We start from the raw sequence: 507 nt of genomic DNA, 5'->3' as shown, positions 1-507 counted from the left end.
TGCGCTCAGGCAGCAGGCGCATGCTCAACATGGCAGTCACCGACTTGCCCGATCCGGACTCACCAACGACACCTACGATTTCACCAGGATTGATGTGCAACGATAATCCGTTGAGGGCCTTGACGTTGTTCTTATAGCCAGGAAATTCCTGGTACAAGTTGTCGATAGCCAGTACTGGACTCGATATCTGCATGGTCATTTCCCCTGTTGCTGTGGATCGAGCAGATCACGCACGCCATCACCCAGCAAATTGAAGCCAGTGGCCGTAATCAGAATTGCTAGACCCGGAAAGGCCGAGTACCACCAGTTATCCAGGATGTAGTTGCGTCCGGTGGCGACCATAGCGCCCCACTCTGCCGTAGGTTGTTGTGCACCCAGGCCGATAAATCCTAGGGCTGAAGCCATAAGAATCGCGCTCCCGATATCCATGCTTAGTTGCACCAGTAAAGGCGGCATCGCGTTACGTGCTACGTGCCAGTGCACTAGGTGCCAGCGACTGGCACCGAA

The 507-nt window shown here is 54.6% G+C and carries 2 protein-coding genes; both read right to left on the bottom strand.

The genetic code is table 11. From position 1 onward, the window contains the following. Positions 1-193, bottom strand: a 193-nt coding sequence (locus ALO64_RS15890) for an ATP-binding cassette domain-containing protein (RefSeq protein ID WP_157058661.1), incomplete at its 3' end; no start/stop codon positions are given. Positions 194-195: 2 nt separating this feature from the next. Then, on the bottom strand, positions 196-507 hold a 312-nt coding region (locus ALO64_RS15885), incomplete at its 5' end, for an ABC transporter permease subunit (RefSeq protein WP_157058660.1).

Source organism: Pseudomonas meliae (genome assembly GCF_001400515.1).
Classification (GTDB): Bacteria; Pseudomonadota; Gammaproteobacteria; order Pseudomonadales; family Pseudomonadaceae; genus Aquipseudomonas; species Aquipseudomonas amygdali.
Note: the sequence above shows the minus strand (reverse complement) of the source record. Positions and strands in the feature narration are given on the sequence as shown.